Annotated in this window: 12 protein-coding genes; 9 read left to right on the top strand and 3 right to left on the bottom strand. The window is 53.5% G+C overall.

Annotated features, from left to right (window positions below; genetic code table 11):
• Nucleotides 1-27: 27 nt before the first annotated feature.
• The 5 genes from Dvar_RS07545 to Dvar_RS07525 all read left to right on the top strand — a co-directional run bounded on the left by Dvar_RS07545 (nucleotide 28) and on the right by Dvar_RS07525 (nucleotide 5,464).
• A complete protein-coding gene (locus Dvar_RS07545) occupies nucleotides 28-798 on the top strand; it encodes an outer membrane lipoprotein-sorting protein (RefSeq protein ID WP_419661087.1) in 771 nt (256 codons plus the stop codon).
• Between the two features lie 4 nt (nucleotides 799-802).
• Nucleotides 803-2,056, top strand: coding sequence for an ABC transporter permease (locus tag Dvar_RS07540; RefSeq protein WP_419661086.1), 1,254 nt, complete (start codon nucleotides 803-805; stop codon nucleotides 2,054-2,056).
• 51 nt (nucleotides 2,057-2,107) lie between these two features.
• Nucleotides 2,108-3,331, top strand: a complete 1,224-nt coding sequence (locus Dvar_RS07535) for an ABC transporter permease (RefSeq protein ID WP_419661085.1) — start codon at nucleotides 2,108-2,110, stop codon at nucleotides 3,329-3,331.
• 78 nt (nucleotides 3,332-3,409) lie between these two features.
• Complete coding sequence (locus tag Dvar_RS07530; RefSeq protein WP_419661084.1) at nucleotides 3,410-4,105, top strand: ABC transporter ATP-binding protein; 696 nt, start codon at nucleotides 3,410-3,412, stop codon at nucleotides 4,103-4,105.
• A 12-nt stretch (nucleotides 4,106-4,117) separates the two neighbouring features.
• A complete protein-coding gene (locus Dvar_RS07525) occupies nucleotides 4,118-5,464 on the top strand; it encodes a hypothetical protein (protein WP_419661083.1) in 1,347 nt (448 codons plus the stop codon).
• A 75-nt stretch (nucleotides 5,465-5,539) separates the two neighbouring features.
• On the opposite strand, the gene Dvar_RS07520 is transcribed toward Dvar_RS07525, so the two are convergent.
• Together Dvar_RS07520 and Dvar_RS07515 are read right to left on the bottom strand one after the other, a co-directional pair.
• Nucleotides 5,540-7,792 carry an ATP-binding protein gene (locus Dvar_RS07520; protein WP_419661082.1) on the bottom strand — a complete coding sequence of 751 codons (2,253 nt, stop codon included), beginning with the start codon at nucleotides 7,790-7,792 and terminating at the stop codon, nucleotides 5,540-5,542.
• A gap of 133 nt (nucleotides 7,793-7,925) precedes the next feature.
• Nucleotides 7,926-10,919: a chemotaxis protein CheB gene (locus tag Dvar_RS07515; protein WP_419661081.1), complete on the bottom strand. Its 2,994-nt coding sequence runs from the start codon at nucleotides 10,917-10,919 to the stop codon at nucleotides 7,926-7,928.
• A gap of 698 nt (nucleotides 10,920-11,617) precedes the next feature.
• Here Dvar_RS07515 and Dvar_RS07510 point away from each other — a divergent pair.
• The 3 genes from Dvar_RS07510 to Dvar_RS07500 all read left to right on the top strand — a co-directional run bounded on the left by Dvar_RS07510 (nucleotide 11,618) and on the right by Dvar_RS07500 (nucleotide 14,156).
• On the top strand, nucleotides 11,618-13,282 hold the full coding sequence (locus tag Dvar_RS07510; protein ID WP_419661080.1) for a TPM domain-containing protein: 1,665 nt from the start codon (nucleotides 11,618-11,620) through the stop codon (nucleotides 13,280-13,282).
• A 113-nt stretch (nucleotides 13,283-13,395) separates the two neighbouring features.
• The gene (locus Dvar_RS07505) at nucleotides 13,396-13,878 is read left to right on the top strand and encodes a hypothetical protein (RefSeq protein ID WP_419661079.1); all 483 of its coding nucleotides are present in this window, start codon (nucleotides 13,396-13,398) and stop codon (nucleotides 13,876-13,878) included.
• Entirely contained in the window at nucleotides 13,875-14,156 is a 282-nt protein-coding gene (locus tag Dvar_RS07500; protein WP_419661078.1) for a hypothetical protein, read from the top strand. The genes Dvar_RS07505 and Dvar_RS07500 overlap by 4 nt, the downstream gene beginning before the upstream one ends.
• Nucleotides 14,157-14,474: 318 nt before the next feature.
• Here the strand turns inward: Dvar_RS07500 and Dvar_RS07495 are convergent, their stop codons facing one another.
• Complete coding sequence (locus Dvar_RS07495; RefSeq protein ID WP_419661077.1) at nucleotides 14,475-14,981, bottom strand: rubrerythrin family protein; 507 nt, start codon at nucleotides 14,979-14,981, stop codon at nucleotides 14,475-14,477.
• A gap of 313 nt (nucleotides 14,982-15,294) precedes the next feature.
• Here Dvar_RS07495 and Dvar_RS07490 point away from each other — a divergent pair, with 313 nt between their 5' ends.
• Nucleotides 15,295-17,262 (top strand): PAS domain-containing hybrid sensor histidine kinase/response regulator, encoded by a 1,968-nt coding sequence (locus Dvar_RS07490; RefSeq protein WP_419661076.1) that lies wholly within the window; start codon nucleotides 15,295-15,297, stop codon nucleotides 17,260-17,262.
• Nucleotides 17,263-17,268 lie beyond the last annotated feature (6 nt).

Raw genomic sequence — 17,268 nt, 5'->3', positions numbered from 1 at the left:
TACCGTTTTGCTAAAAAGGAGGAAAATATGCGCGTCATGTGGATACTCATCGGATTGCCGGTGGCACTTTTTTTGTCCGTGCTGCCATGCCATGCGGCGGATTCCGCCCCTGATCCGGCGGCACTGATCCAGGCCAGCTTTGACCATTACCGCGGCAAGGCGTCCAAGGCGGATGTGGAAATGGTGATCCACCGCCCCACCTGGGAGCGGAGCATGCGTATGGTCGGCTGGACCAAAGGCCAGGACAAGAGCCTGATCCGCATCACGGCACCGGCCAAGGATGAGGGCAACGGCACGCTAAAAAACGGGATCGAGATGTGGACCTTCAACCCCAAAGTCAACCGGGTAATCAAACTGCCGCCGGCGATGATGTCCCAAAGCTGGATGGGATCTGATTTCTCCAACAATGACTTGGCCAAAAGCGACAGCATCCTCGTCGACTACACCCACAGCCTGATGGACACCGAGACCATTGACGGGCATACCGTGTATACGATCAAATCCATGCCCAAACCAGACGCGCCCGTGGTCTGGGGAATGCAGGTCAGCAAGGTCCGCGACGATCATGTACTGATCGAACAGGAATTTTTTGACGAGGATCTGGTATCGGTCAAGCGCATGACCGCCCACGAGATTCAAATGATGGGCGGACGCATGTTCCCCAAAGTCTGGCGGATGCAGGAAACAGACAAAACTGGTGAATACACCCTTTTGCGCTATCATTCCATCGACTTTCTAGGCGACCTGCCGGATCGGCAGTTTACGCTAAATGAATTGAAAACCGGAAGCCGGAGATAATCCTATGGTTGCCATGGACATCAAAATGGCCTGGCGCAACATCTGGCGCAACCCTCGCCGGACTCTGCTCACGGTTACGGCCATCGCCTTTGCCTGCATCCTGCTGGTTTTCATGTTCTCTTTTCAGTTGGGCAGCTATGAGACCATGATCAACGCATCGGTAACGGTTCACACCGGCCATCTGCAGGTTCAGGCCCAGGGCTATCAGGCGGACAATGAAATCCGGCTGACCATTGCCGATCCACTGCCAGTACAAAAAGCCCTTACTGCTATCCCAGAGGTCAAGGCCCATGCCCCGCGGGCCCGGGCATTCGCCCTCATCTCCTCTAATGACCGCACCTATGGCATTATGGTGGAAGGCATTGATCCGGTCGCCGAGAAACAGGTCTCGACCCTGGCCGACATTGTTCGCCAGGGCAAATACCTGGATGCCGCCCCCCCGGACGATGGATTGCCCGGTGCCCTGGTCGGCCATCTGCTGGCACGCAATCTGGGAGTGAGCGTCGGAGATGAACTCACCCTATTGGGCCAGGGATACGACGGATCCATCGCCGCCACCATGGTGCGCGTGCACGGCATCACCAATGCCGGGATGGATGAGTTTGACCGAAGTGCCATTCAGATTCCCCTCAATGCATTCCAGGATATCTTCAGCCTGGGCAGCGCCGTGCATGAAATCGTCATCCTCGGCCACCATCTGTCCGACACCGCCGCCATCAAAGCGGCGCTTGTTCCTGCCCTGGAGAAGATCGGTACCAGGCCGCCGCTGGTCACGCTCGACTGGGAGTCGCTGATGCCTGGCCTTAAACAGGCCATCAGCATGGACCTGGTCAGCGGCGCTATCTTCTACCTGATTCTCATTATGGTGGTAGCCTTCAGTATTCTGAATACGTTTTTAATGGCTATCTTCGAGCGCACCTATGAATTTGGGGTAATGATGGCCATCGGGACGAGGCCTGCTCGCCTGACCCGTCTGGTGCTGACCGAATCCATCGGCATGACGCTGGTCGGCGTCATCTCCGGGATGCTGATCGGATGCCTGGTAACGATGTATTTTATGGCCCATGGCATCAATCTGGGCGATGCTTCTGAAATCTTACGCCAGTTTGGCATTCCCAGTGTTCTCTATCCAAAACTGACCTTGGTTTCAATATTGGCCGGGCCGCTGGCCGTTTTCCTCATTACTCTGCTGGCGGCGTTTTATCCGGCATTTAAAATCAGAACCCTTCAACCGGTGGAAGCCATGCGACAGCGCTGACGCCGATGGTCAGCAACACCGTTGCATCAATAAAGTTAAGGATTATTATCCATGGACCTTCAAATTGCCTGGCGTAACATTTGGCGCAACCCCCGACGAACTACCGTAATTCTGATTGCCGTTGTGATCGGCGTATGGAGCATGATCTTTTTGGGCGCATTGATGCGTGGCATCATCCGCGGCATGATCCACAACGGCATCACCACCCTGACCGGTCACATACAGATCCATCAACAGCAGTATCCCGACGATCCCTCCATTGACAACAGCATCGATGACCCGGCGGCAATCACACAGGTACTCGAGCAGCAACTGCCGGACGGCAGCCATTGGGCAACCCGCGTACGGGTCAATGCCATCGCCAGTAATGCCCGCCATAATGCCAGTGTAACCCTGGTGGGAATTGATCCGCCAAAGGAGAAATCCTTGTCGTTTATCGGCTCTGCCGTCACCCAGGGGCGCTACCTGGAGGCCGACGACACCAACGCCATCCTGGTCGGCCGGGCCCTGACCAAACGCTTTGAAACCAAACCGGGGCGTAAACTCATCCTGATGACCCAGGATAATACCGGCCAGATCGCCTCCAAGGCCTTTCGCATCGCCGGTATCTTCCAAGCCGAAATGGAATCAACCGAGAAATCCTATCTCTTCATTACCCGTAAGGCTGCCCAAAACATGCTGAAGATGGGGCCGGCTGTGTCTGAGATCAGCATCCTGCTTCCCTCACCGGATCAGGCGTCACAAACCGCCCAGAGACTCGACACACAATTGGCCGGCCAGCAGCTGGCGGTGCGATCCTGGCAGGAGGCGCTGCCACTTTTACAGTCGTATCTTGAACTTTACGATTCGTTCATTCTGATCTGGTTTGTAGTGGTATTCGTGGCCATGGGCTTTGGGATCCTCAATACCACCCTGATGGCTGTTTTCGAGCGTATGCGTGAGTTCGGCCTGCTCAAAGCCCTGGGCATGCGCCCTATCCGCATCGTCAAGGGAATTCTCACCGAAGCGCTGATCATTTTATTTGTGGGAATGCTCATCGGCAACGGGCTGGGACTTTTCAGCTGCTATGCCCTATCCTTTCACGGCATCGATCTGTCAGCCCTGGCCCAAGGGGTTGAGTATGCCGGCATGTCGAGGGTAATTATCCCCCAAGTGATTGCCAAAGATCTTCTCGGTGCCAATCTGGTGGTCCTGCTATTGGGGCTGCTGGTCTGCCTCTACCCGGCGGTGAAGGCGGCGCGGTTCACGCCGGTGGAAGCCATGGTGCATAATTAGCCTTTAGCCTTTAGCTGTTGGCTGTTGAGCAGTAATATCTCAATAAATTGTGGTAGGTATAGGAAAGCGTAAAAAACCATGACAACAATCGTATCATGCAAAGGGGTATCAAAGACCTATCAGCAGGGCAAGGTAACGGTCAACGCCCTGACAAACGTCGATCTGTCGGTTGAAACCGGCGGATTCATGGCCCTGGCCGGACCATCGGGATCAGGTAAAACCACCCTGCTCAATCTGATCGGCGGATTGGACAACCCGGACAGCGGAACGATTCAGGTGGACGGTCAAACCTACACCCACTTGAACGGTTCGCAAATGGCGGATCTGCGCCTGCATCGGATCGGATTCATCTTTCAGGCCTACAATCTGATCCCGGTCCTGTCGGCTGTTGAAAATGTGGAGTATGTCATGCTGCTGCAGGGCGTTGCCGCCGACGAGCGCAGGGAACGGGCACGAGAAGTATTAGATACCGTCGGCCTTTCAGGTAAATACGACCGCCGCCCCGCTGAACTGTCCGGGGGGCAGCAGCAGCGGGTGGCCGTGGCCCGGGCCATTGTCGCCCATCCATCCATTGTACTGGCCGATGAACCCACGGCCAACCTGGATTCAAAAACCGGCGAAAGCCTGTTGGCGCTGATGCTCCAGATGAACCGGGAGCGTTCGGTGACCTTTATCTTTTCCACCCATGACAACATGGTCATGGACTTCGCCCGCCGCATTGTCATGATCCGTGACGGACGCATCGACAGTGACCAGAACAAAACGGATCGTTGACGACTTGGCCAGATGAGAAAAATAATCCGAGTTATTGTTTGCTGTGGGGTCGCCTGGGGTCTGCTCGTTTTGCTTGGATTGCCACCCCATGCGATTGCCGGTTCCAGTAGTGATGTCGCACCAAAGCGTTTCACCGACATCCAGATGGAATGGGGCGGGCATGCAAGGGCCATTGGAACGTTCACCGCCGTGGCTGACGGCTCCCTTTACGACCAGGTCGATGAGGGTCCCTACATCGACGGGCAGGCCGAATGGCGTCAGAAAAACCGGCTGACCATCGGATCGCACTGGACCGTGGAAACCCATTATGAGCTGGTGGCCGCTGGTGGAGACACCCGACAAACCGATCAGAGGCTGCTGGATCAGTTTCCCGGCTCATCGTCCACCATTTTCATCAACCAACCCATGGATGACGACCGGCGTCTGCTGGATCTTACCCATGTATTGACGGAAACCGATGACACCCTGGTTTATCACCGTCTGGATCGTCTCAACCTGACCTGGTCGCCCGATTGGGGAACCCTTCGCCTGGGCCGCCAGGCGCTGACCTGGGGCGACGGCCTGGTGTTCAATCCCATGGACCTGGTCAGCCCTTTTGCGCCCACGACCGTGCAGCGCGATTACAAAACCGGGGATGACATGGCCCTTGTTCAATTGCCGGTGGGTGAGAGCGACGCGCAGCTACTTTATCTCCCCCGGCGCGATCCACAAACCGGGGATGTGAAGACCGATGCATCCTCGTTTGCACTCCAGTATCACGCCTTTGCCGGGTCAATCGAAGCCAGCGCCATGGCAGCCCGCCATGTTGACGATACCATCGGCGGACTTGGCGCCAGCGGTTACCTGGGGGAATCCGCCTGGCGGATCAATACGGTCTACACCCATCTATCATCAGAGCGCCGCGAAGATGATTTTTTTCAGGTGGTCGCCAACCTGGACTATGCCTGGATGTGGGGCACAAAAAACGTCTACGGCTTGCTGGAATTCTACTATAATGGTCTGGGCCGCCGGGATGATTATCAGCAGGCGCTGGACAACGAAGCACTCATGCAAAGACTCCTGCGCGGCGAGATGTTTACCATGGGCCGCTTTTACCTGGCCGGTCAAATTCAGGTGGAGCTGCATCCTTTGGTTCAATGGCACACAACAGCCATCTTCAACCTGGCCGATCCATCGGGACTGCTGCAACCCCAGGTGTTGTGGGATATGGCCACCGACCTCCAACTCATCCTCGGGGTCCAGTGGCATTGGGGTGCCGACGGCACGGAATTTGGCGGATTCAATGTCAACGCTGAGGGCGCCGCGTTCAAGGCGGCACCCGATGATCAGGCCTACCTCTGGATGACCTACTATTTTTAGCGATAAAGATCTATTTTCTTGTGCCGAATATATCGGGTATGCAAACCGTCAAGGCCAGCATACTGATCGAAATAATTATGGTTCGCCATCCAATACGTCACGCACCTTCAGCGACAACGCCCCCAACGTAAATGGTTTGCCGATGAAATGGACATTCTCTTTAAAAATGCCTTTGTCCGATATGATGTTGTCCGTGTATCCGGACATGAAAATGACCTTTAAATCCGGCATGTGGGTCTTTAACTGAAGATAGAGTTCTTTCCCATTGCAGCCGGGCATAATCACGTCCGACAGAAGCAGATCGAAGACTGTTTCTCCTGCTTGCACCAACGCCAGGCATGCCTCCGGTGAATCGACGTCGACGACCTGATATCCTAACCGTTGAAGGATGATAACGGCCATCTTGCGCACAGCGGGTTCATCCTCCACGACAAGGATGGTTTCGCCGTGGGCGACGGGCAGGGCATTTGCTTCCGGCCGGTGATCAACCTTGACGATTTCTGTTTGGGACGCCACAGGCAGCCAGACAAAAAACCGGGTGCCCATTGCCAAGCGACTTTCTGCCCAGATATAGCCCTCATGTTGCCTGACGATGCCATAGCAGGTGGCCAGGCCCATACCGGTCCCCTGCCCCCTCTGTTTGGTGGTAAAGAACGGCTCGAAGATGAACGGCAGCACGTCCTCGGCAATCCCCGATCCCGTATCTTCAACCGATAATTCTACATATGCGCCCGGCGGAATCCGAGACTGTTCTTTTTCCATCGCGTTATCGATGCGCCGGCCGGCGGTGGCGATGGTCAGCGTTCCGCCATCGGCCATGGCATCCTGGGCATTGACCGCCAAATTCAACAGGATTTGGTCGATCTGGCTCGGATCGGCCTTGATGGCCTCCACCGATGGATCCAAATGGTAAACAACGCTGATATCCTCACGAATAAGTCGATTGATCATGGTGGAGATGTTCTCAATACACTGGTTGATGTCCAGCGACTTAAAGGCCAGCATCTGCTTGCGGCTGAAGGCCAGCAACTGGCCCACCAGATCCTTGGCCCGGTGAGCCGCCTTGGACACCTCCTTTAGCTGTCGGTGGGTGACACTGGTGTCCCGTGTTTCCTCAATCAGCATGTCTGTGTAGCCGATGATTGGCGACAGAATATTGTTGAAGTCATGGGCAATGCCGCCGGCCAATACGCCAATCGACTCCATGCGCTGGGCCTGGCGAAGGTCATTTTCAGCCTTGATGCGTTGTTTAGCGTAGCGATCCCGCTCCAGACGGGCCGCCAGCACCGGTGCGATCCAACGCGCGATGGAGTCCAGCAACTGTTCATCGTTCGGTGTATATCCACCTGCTTTTTCCGCCACGGCAATCTGCCCGACCAACGTCCCCTGGTTGACCAGCGGCACGACCAACGCGTTGGAGAGTTGAATATGGCCGTGCGGAAGATCCAAACCGTGATTGCGACGGATTGTTTTTTTACTCGTCAAACTCTCCCCCCAAAGCCCGCCCCAACAAGATTTGGGAAAGACAATGCTTTTGTTTTCAATCTGGCATTGGGGAAAGATGTCCCAGGTCATGGTCGGGCAGACGAGATTTTCCATGTCGTCAATATAGCCAAAGAAACCGTATCGGGACTTGAAATGCACGCGCAGCCGATCGAGGACTTCGCAAAACATGTCTTCATCTGCCGTTTTGAGGATGATATCGGCAATTTCATGACGTATCGAGAGTGATTCATAGGCTTTGGCCAACGCCTTTTCGGCCAGACGCTGGGCAGTGATATCGATGCAGACGATACGAATACGCTCGTGTTCTGATCCATCCTTCCCGGTAGCATGAGGCAAACCTGCCTCCCGGCTTCCGAATACGGCCAAATAGGCCCCATTGGAGGCTTTCAACTGCACATCGATGCGTTTGTTATCCGGCCGGTTGAAAAACGACTTGAACTGACTGTGAAAGTTGTGCCGTGCCGTATCGGTCAAATGGTCGGCGAAGGGTTTACCGGTCAACTGATCCAATTCCACTTCGGCCTTGAAGGCAAAGGTCCGGTTCGCTTCACGAATAATGCCGCTGCGATCTAAGATCAAATACCCCACCGGCGCATTGTTGAACAGGTCCGAATACTTGTTGCGCGCATTCTCTACATCACTCTGGATAGACCGCAGTTCTTCGTTCTGGATTTCCAGCTCGATCTGATGCACATGCAGTTCATGAATGATGGCCTTGCGCTGTTCCGCTTGATCCGCTGGAAGCACCAGCGGTCGATTTTGAGCGATCGATTCGGCTTTGCGGCGAATTGCTTCAGGGCTCATTTGCTTGTCAGGTGCCATAACACTAGCTCCTCGTTCCTGGCGATTGTCTCTTCTGCGGTTCCTTGTTCCGCAACCTGAGTCTTTTCATCGGGCTACTGCCGCCAGGCCAATGCAGTGTATGGTTAGGGCCGCGGCAACCGACTTTGCATGTTCATTTGGCCCCATCGTCACCCGGTTGTTCCACGGGCCAGCGCATTTCCACAACGCCAACCATCTGCCCTGTGGACGTTCGCACGGGATTGGCCTTGATCGACCATTTCCGGCCACAGCTGTCGATCACGGTGCCTTTGGCCGGCTGCTGGCTGTCAAGGGCCTGTTGAGAAGGACACGCAACACATTCCTTTTTCGATGGGCACCAGACGCTGTGGCATTGCCGGCCACTCAGTTTTTCCGGTGGTTCGCCAATCGCGGCGGCAGCGGCCTGATTGAGCCACTTGATCCGGCGCTCCAGGTCCAGATGGGTGATCGGGTCGTCGATATTGTCTAGAATCAGCTTTCTTTCATTCTCGGTGATGTCAATCACGGCCTGCGCCTTTTTATACTTCCGGTCATTTTCCACCAGATCAAACCGGTTTTTGATCAGCTCGGAAATATCGACGAAACTGAGCATCGCTCCGGAGTAAACGTCCGGGCTGATCTGGTAAGGCATGACACGCATGAGATACCAACGGCCATCCTCAGTCTGAACTTCCGATTCAATCATTTTTTTATTTGCCATTACCTGCTTGACGAGGGTGACCGGATCAAGGTCGACCAAGTGATGGGTCAAGTGTGTCAGTGGGCGCCCCACATCCGTGGCCAATATCTTGAAAATATTGCTGATCTCTTGTGAAAAGCGGCGGATCTCCAAATTGTCGTCAAGCAGCAGCTTACCCACCAGGGAACTGGACAACAGATTTTCAACATCATTGTTAAGTTCAGTCAATTCAATGATCTTGTTCTGATATTCGACATTGACGGTATGCAGCTCTTCATTGGTGGACTGCAGCTCTTCATTGGTGGATTGCAGCTCTTCGTTGCTGGCCAGCAATTCCTCGTTCGTTGCCTGCAGCTCCTCGTTGGATGTTTCCAGTTCTTCGATGGTGGCTTGCAGGTTTTCCCGGGTAAACTGGAGTTCCTGCTCCATATCCCGCAAGTACTGCTGCGCCTCCTTATCCAGATCGTACACCCGGGTATCGTGAGACGCATCCAACGTTGAGGAAGATACGACCGGCTCGATCAAAACGGCCAGGAGAAGCTCTTGTCCGCGCTTTTCCGGCAGCGGCCGGATGGTCATGGTAAAGGATTGAATGCGATCCTGTTGATTCACGCGGATGTTGGAAAAAATGTGGGGTTTGCCCGTGCGACAAACCCGTTGAATACCCGTGGAAATGGGAATGGATAGTTCCCTGGCCACCATTTTGGTGATGTCGTTCACCGGACGTCCCGAAGGCAAGCGGAACAGGCCTGTTGAATCGCCGATCAGATGCTGAACCTCTAATTGCTCGTTGACGATAATGGACAGGGGAATGTAATCGCCGGCCAGCGCATCCACGAATCGCTGCAGCGTCTTTTCTTCATTGACCACACGCGACGACTGGCGGCCGTGAAATACGCGGCCGGGAAATTCAGCGAGTCGGCGGCCAGCCGTGATGGGGACGCCTTCATGATTGAAGACGACATTGCGTTTACCTCTGGATCGGTAAATTTTGTGTTTTTGTTCAATGGTTTCGAACATCTCATGCATATCGCCGATGGTCTCGCTGAGTCCCAGCATCAGTAACCCACCCGGACGCAGGGAAAAATTGATCATGTCCAGAACCTTTCTCTGCAGCACCGGCTGCAGATAGATCAGCAGATTGCGGCAGGTGACCAGGTCGATGTGGGTAAACGGGGGGTCCTTGATCAGATTGTGCTGGGCAAAAACGACCATTTCACGGATATTGCGGATAATATGAAAATTTTCATCCTTGCGGTAAAAGTACTTGGTCAACAGATCGTTGGAGATATCCGCGGCGATGGATTCCGGATAAATCCCGGTTCCGGCCTTGGCGATGGCATTACGATCGATGTCGGTAGCGAATATTTTGACATCCTTGACGATACCCAGCTGTCGCATGCATTCCCGGGCCGAGATGGCGATGGAATAGGCCTCTTCCCCGGTGGAGCAGCCGGCCACCCAGAACCGGAGCTCATGCTGATCACCGTTGTTAATGATCCCAGGCAGCCATCCGCGCATAAGCGATTGGAATACCTCCGGATCTCTGAAAAAGCGGGTCACGCCGATGAGCAGCTCGCGGGAAAGCGTGGAAATCTCCGCGGGGTGGTGTTTGAGGAAATCGGCATAGTCATTGATGTCGACAATCTGGTTGACGCTCATGCGCCGTTCGATGCGCCGGCTGACCGTACTGGGCTTGTAAAAGGTAAAATCGACCTTGCAGCGATCACGGAGCATGGCAAAAATGCGGGTCAACCCGTTCTCGTCATCGATAATGGTTTGGCTGCGATCGGCTCTGGCAACATAAGGATGTTTGACAAAAGACGTCAGCTGTCCGGGCATATCGACCGGGTCCAGAACAAAATCGGCCAGGCCGGTGGAAATCGCCGCGCGCGGCATGCCGTCGAACTTGGCGGATTGCTCCTTTTGCACCATCACCAGGCCGCCCTGCTCCTTGATGGCTCGAATCCCGCGCATCCCGTCACTACCCGTTCCCGAAAGGATAATCGCCGCCGCCCGCTCACCCTGGTCTTCTGCCAGCGAATGCAGGAAAACATCGATGGGCAGATTGATGCCGTGGCTGCGATCCTGTTCGCTGAGCAGCAACCGTCCGTGAAAAATTTTCAGGTTTTTCTTGGGAGGAATCAGGTAAATGGTGTTGGACTCAACGAGCATACCGTCTTCTGCCCGTTTGACCGGGATGCTGGTTTTTTTGCTAAGCAGTTCCATCATCATGCTTTTGTAGTCCGGCGACAGGTGCTGGATCACGATAAAGGCCAGCGGCGAATAAGCCGGCATGTGTTGAAAGAACGCTTGAATGGCCTCCAGTCCGCCGGCGGATGCACCGATCCCGACATAAAGTGCAATCTTATTCTCGCCATCGGCATGGATGGGTATGACATTGTTATTCTGATCACGTTCAATGGTGGACGGTTTGAAATCGCTCATGTTGATGGACCTCTCCAAATATGTATCAGGTCAACGAATGGCCCCGTGTTTTAAATCTACAAGCATTTGATCATGGATCGCTGAAATCTACCTATCATCAGGGGGATAAATATGAACAACAGATCGCAACAAGACGGAGAATAGCTCGGAATAGGCGCGTATGTGAGAGATAGGCTCTGTTTTGTGTATTTTCCAACGCCGCTAACGGTAAGTCGGCCAGGTTCGTTCAGAAACAAATGGTTTCAATCAAAGCCTGTCTGCATGAAGTCTTCGAGCGTATGCATGGTTGATCCACGTGGCACCCGATCATGCCCAATGTACTTTCCATACATAATCGGTATGATTTAAAAAAAATCAAGTCCATGATGATCAATGGCATGATTGGCGATTAGGTGGTCCTTTGCAGACGAATTGTGTTTGCCAATCAGGTTGAGACGCAACTGACGCCTTTCTAAGAAATTTAGCCGAAAAACAGGGAACTTTCTTTGTTTGGATGTTACCCTGCAAACTGGGGTTAAGCCGCTTTTTATGAAATCCTCTCCAAAAACCGTTCAAGGCAAGGCCAGAAGACACGATAATCGAAAACAGGTGTCAATATCGTAACCATCAGGAAGTGACCAATTTATCCGATATCGGCACCTGCGCGAAAAAATTGTTACCTCGGAAAATACGAATTCACCTAAAATCAAGGTCGAATCATGCCTTTACAGCCGACGTCCCGATTCCTGAACATTCTTTTTCTGGTATGCCTGATCATTGCCTGCAGCCAAAGCGAGCAGGCCGACCTGGACGATTTCATCAAAAAACGGCCTTCCAATGATCGTGCCATCATCGACAAGGTCGGTCTGTTGGACGATGTACGAGAGTCGACCGAACACTATCTTGAGATCATTAAGGATCGTTACGGGATCGAAATCCTGATTGTGGTCTGGCCGTCCCTTGAAAACCAATACACGATCAACCAGGCCGCCGTCGAGCTGTTTACCAATTGGGGCATCGGCAAAGCCACCGACGGGCGGGGCCTGTTGCTTTTGCTGGTGGATGATGAGAAAGCGGTAAAGCTCGAAGTGAGTTATGATATAGAGGATGTGTTTACCGATGCCTTCACCGGCCACGTTCAGGATGTCCAGCTTCAGCCACGATATATGGCGGGTCAGCTGGAAATCGGTTTGATTGCCGTGATGGAGGATCTCGAATACCGGGCCCAGGTTAAATATGGGGAAGACTACACGCCTGATTCCGTCGCCGCCCTGGACCTGAATTACCTCTCCCAGGGAGCCGGTGCCGGAAGAAACCTGGAAGCTGATCGACATCGCGCCGATCGTCTGCAGCCCTTTTCCACGGCACCAGCCAACACGGCCTATCCAGCGGGAGCAACGCCCCAGGAAGCCTGGCAGACCATGCTCCAGAGTTGGCACGACAGGGTCATAGATCCCACCCTGGGCGTATATACACCGCTCACCCGCCTGGCCTATCGGGATTTCACCCATCAGCCCGATGCCGGCCTGGACAAGCAATACGCCACCTATGCATCCAAAAGCTATACGGTTCGCCAGAACGGCCGCTATGCCGTGATCTATTTCGGCAAAAAAGAAGGCTGGGACAATGCGCCCTTTTTGCTTTGCCGCAGCAATGCGGGATGGCAGTTTGATATTGTCCACCAACGACGATTCATCCGCATGGGTCGCGCGCCTCATTGGGGCGTTGAATTCTCGGAACATCCGCACATGAATTTATTGATGGACACATTTCATTTCCAGGGACAGGATATCCCCGTCAAAGATGCGGATCGATACACCATCGATCGCGACCAGGAGCTTGCCACCCGTATTTTGTCCACGGAAGCACGGGTCAGGAACTCGCCGGACGATACCGACGCGCTGCTGGAATTGGGTCGTCTGTATGCCACGGCAGCCATGGGGTCCAAGGCGATCCCTCTATTAAAACGGGTTCTCAGGCAGCGACCGGATTCGACGGCCGCCATGAAGTATCTGGCCATTGCCCATGTGGATGCCCACTACCAGTACGATAGTGCCCTGGCACTGCTGGCCGATTATGTCAAAACCGCCCCAGACGATCCATTCGGGCACAGCTTCTCAGGCTATCTCCTCTACCGGAAAAAGAAATACAAGCAGGCAAAACAGGCCTTCGAGCGCACCCTTTCCATCGATCCGGAAAATGCTTACGCCCATTTTTACCTGACCTATACATATGCATGGCTATATTCCGATGCATCCGCCCTGAACCCGATGAAAAAAACCTATCGACAACGATTCAATCTTCACAAGGAGAAAACCCAATCCTTCGCTGCCCTCCACCCTTTGCGGGTAGCCTGGCTGAACCGGTGGCTTGAAAAACAATAAGACATCCATTATCATTCCACCGTTTTGGGCTCGACGGTTCGATCATCAGGCCCATTGATCAGCGGCCGACCGAACAATCTTGCGGCGGTTCAGCAAAATATTCATGAGAGATTTTGAAAATGATTTTTAAGCACTTTATTGAATTTTTCCCGGAGTTAGCTGAAAAGGAAACACGCCGAATAACGCTTCGTAACGATCCGCAAATTCCAGATGGAGAATATGCCTTTGTTGATTCTTATTGTAAGGATAAAGATTGTGATTGCCGACGCGTTTATTTTGACGTTCTCCAAATAGATCCAGACTATAAACGCTTTCATGCCGCCACAATTTCCTACGGGTGGGAGGATTTGGATTTTTATTTATCCTGGGCGCCCGACATGGCACCGGAAAGGGTTAGACTGATGAAAGGCCCGATCTTGCAACCAGCTCAACAACAATCACAATACGCGCAGAGATTTTTAGAATTGTTTGAGACTAAATTCCTTACCGACCAAGCATATGTTGAGCGAATCAAACAGCATTATGCATTGTTCAAAGCCAAATTAGGCGGCAAGGCAATCAAAAAAATAAATAAGGGGTATGATAAATATGGATGAAAGACCGTTACGATATTTTCGGTGGCCTGCCGGATACGATCGAAGATGATTGGATCGAAAGCATCGAAAAGCTCGAAGAGATGATGGACAAATACATCCACCTCCGCCGAAAATCGAGGGATGTCTTCGAAATGCGCTACCAAACGACCATCGACCCGGATCGCGACCGGTGGGAGCTATGTTCCCACGTTTTGTCAAGGCGGGATGGGGTCGACCGTCTCCATTCCCTGGTAGGACAACCATTCCCACGCAGCCGTCGATCAGGGCATTGGCTTTAGGGAACATTCATGAAAGCAGGCCGATGCAATAAACATGATGCCATCCGGCACAATTATTCTTTCGATGCAGTCGTTGCCTCGCTCCCACGCAGAGCACATCCCCGTCAACGTAACGGGTTCCCAAGCTCCGCTTGGGAACCCGTATTCCGTAAAGGTGAACGGTGTTACGCGCTCCCACGCGGAGCATGGGAGCGAGATAAACAACGGCTTTTCATACGCGCGTTGCCCATCACAAGGAAGAGACAAAGGGTTTTGCGGACAGTCACCCCCTGCGGGTCGCATAGCTGAACCGGTGGCTGGATAAGGAGTAAAGACGGCTCAGCCGTCAATGGTCTTGAACTTCTCAGGCGGGGCACCGCAAACCGGACATTTTTTGGGAATCTTCTTGTCGGTCACATACCCACACACCTGGCAGACGTGATATTCCTTGACCGTATTCTTGATCACATTCATGATGGCCCGCTCATAGAGCTTGGCATGATAGCCTTCCGCGTCCCGGGCGTGGCCGAATACAACGGCGGCGGCGGTTTCGCCTTCATCCTCGGCATCCTTCAAAAAGTCGGGATATTCATTTTCACTGATCGATTTTTCCCGCTGGAACGAGTTTTCCAGGTTGGTATCGGTATCCTTGACAACGATATCCTTGGCCAGATTCATGTGCCGCGTGGCATGGACCCGTTCGGCTTCGGCAATGGCTCTGAACAACAGGGCGACCTGGGGAACGTCTTCCGCATCCGCTTTTTCAGCATATGCCAGCAGGCGGAAATAGGCTTTTGCTTCTCCGATGAATGCCTTGTAAACGTTTTCTTTTGTTTTGGGTTGCATGTCACCTCCATGAAATTAGAAAATTTGAGCTTGATTGAAAACCATGCCTGACATCAACAAAATGGGAAACGTCAGCTGCAACAGAAACTATTCAAGTTATCGCAGGATCAATGATCAGGGCAAGACGATTTTAACAAATCACCGCCGCCTTTCAACCAATCGCAAGGTTAAAGTTTTTTGGGGTTTTGCCGTAAACGGTTATAGTTGCCGTTAATGATCCAGATGCCCACCGCCGGTGCGAATTCCGGACGGGGTTCAACGCCTGTCGCCTGCGGGAAAAACGCAATTAAACAAAGGGCTTTTCGGGGGACTCATGCCACACAAAAAAACACAGCAACCCAGCCCGCAGGCCAACTTGCAGGAAACCGTCCAGCGCCTCTCCCTGGCCATGAAAACCGCAGCTTTGGGGATGTGGGATTGGACACCGGAAACAAACACGATCTATTTTGACGACGGCTATTACACCATCGCCGGCTACACCCCCGGCGAATTCCCGGCAACCGTTGATGAATGGCGGGCATACGTCCATCCGGATGACCTAGAGCGGGTTCGGGAAGGGTTGTATCGACTGGCCCGGGGAGAAGATGAAGCCAACGAGAACCAGTTTCGCTTCAAGACCAAAAGCGGTGACTGGATGTGGATTCTGGGCCGGGGTCAGGTTTTCCAGCGGAATGCAGCCGGACAGCCGACACGCATTATCGGCACCCATATCGACATTACCAAACTGAAACAAGCAGAATTCGAAAGACATCGTGCGCAGGCCCTTTTTGAGAAGGTGGTAATGAAATCCCATGCCGGCATCCTGATTGCCCAGGATGGGATCATCCGCTTCGTCAACCCAAGCTTGTCAAGTATTAGCGGTTACACGGAACACGAATTGACCGATCGACCGATGGCCCAGCTGATTCATCCCACGGACCGGGAGATGGTCATGGACCGGCATGTTCGTCGCTTGCGTGGCGAACCGGTGCCGGATTACTACAACTTCCGAGCCATCAGTAAAGACGGCAAAGAATTGTGGCTGGACATCAATGCCATTGTATTTGAATGGCAAGACCGGCCGGCCACGCTGTGTTTCATCCGGGATGTCACGTTCAATAAAGTCATGGAGCAGCAGCTCCTGCAGACCCAGAAAATGCAGGCCATCGGAACCCTGGCCGGTGGAATTGCCCACGACTTCAACAACATCGTGTCGGCCATCATGGGGTATGCTGAAATTTGCCTGATGGAAGCGCCAGAAGACAGCCGCAGGGCCAGGCGACTGGGCCAAATCCTGCAGGCCAGCCGACGGGCCAGCGGATTGGTCGACCAGATTCTGGCGTTCAGCCGCCAGGAAGAAATGGATCAACGGCCGGTCAACCTTACCGTTATGATCAAGGAAGTCATCAAGCTGATCCGGGCCTCGGTTCCCTCGTCAATCGCATTTGAAATGCAACTCGAAAAGAACACCGGTCCGGTCATGGCCGATCCCACGCACGTCCATCAAGTGGTCATGAATCTGTGCACCAATGCCGTCCACGCTATGGGTAAATCCGGCGGTACGCTGCGGGTTAGCCTGTCAAGGTGCGATGTGGATGATACCGGTTATACCGCGACCCTGCGAGGTCTGATTCCCGGTGCCTATGCGCGTCTGAGTGTATCGGATACCGGCCATGGCATTGATCCAGCCATTGTCAAAAAAGTATTCGATCCCTACTTCACCACAAAACGCCGTGGAGAGGGAACCGGGCTGGGACTGTCCGTTGTGCATGGCATCGTCACCCAGCTCGGGGGGGCAGTCACCGTCTACAGCGAACCGGAAAAAGGAACCACCTTTCATGTCTACCTGCCAAGCATCGACGTGGATGAGGAACATCTCCAGGCCACCATGCAGGCACCGGTCAGTGGTGGCAACGAAACGATTCTGCTGGTTGACGACGATGGCGTACTTCTGGAAATGACTCACGAAATGCTTGAAGGGCTTGGATACCACGTGGTTTCACGCTCAAGCAGCCTGGATGCCATACAGGCCTTCTCATTCAATCCCGATCGTTTTGATCTGATCATTACCGACCAGACCATGCCGGCGGTAAGCGGCCTTGACTTGGCGGAAAAAATCCACTTACTAGGGTTCGACAAACCGGTTATTCTGTGCAGCGGTTTCAGTGCCGACATTAATCATAAGCGTCTTGATGCATGCGGCATCCGGGCCGTGCTGAAAAAGCCGGTCCTCAGACGGGAACTGGCCGCGACCATCCGCAGGATAATGGATAACCCACCAGCCGACCGCGACGCTTTCTAAAAGCCT

It is taken from the genome of Desulfosarcina variabilis str. Montpellier, assembly GCF_048565275.1.
GTDB lineage: Bacteria > Desulfobacterota > Desulfobacteria > Desulfobacterales > Desulfosarcinaceae > Desulfosarcina > Desulfosarcina variabilis.
The sequence above is the reverse complement of the archived record's forward strand: the minus strand, read 5'-3'. Positions and strand labels throughout refer to the sequence as shown.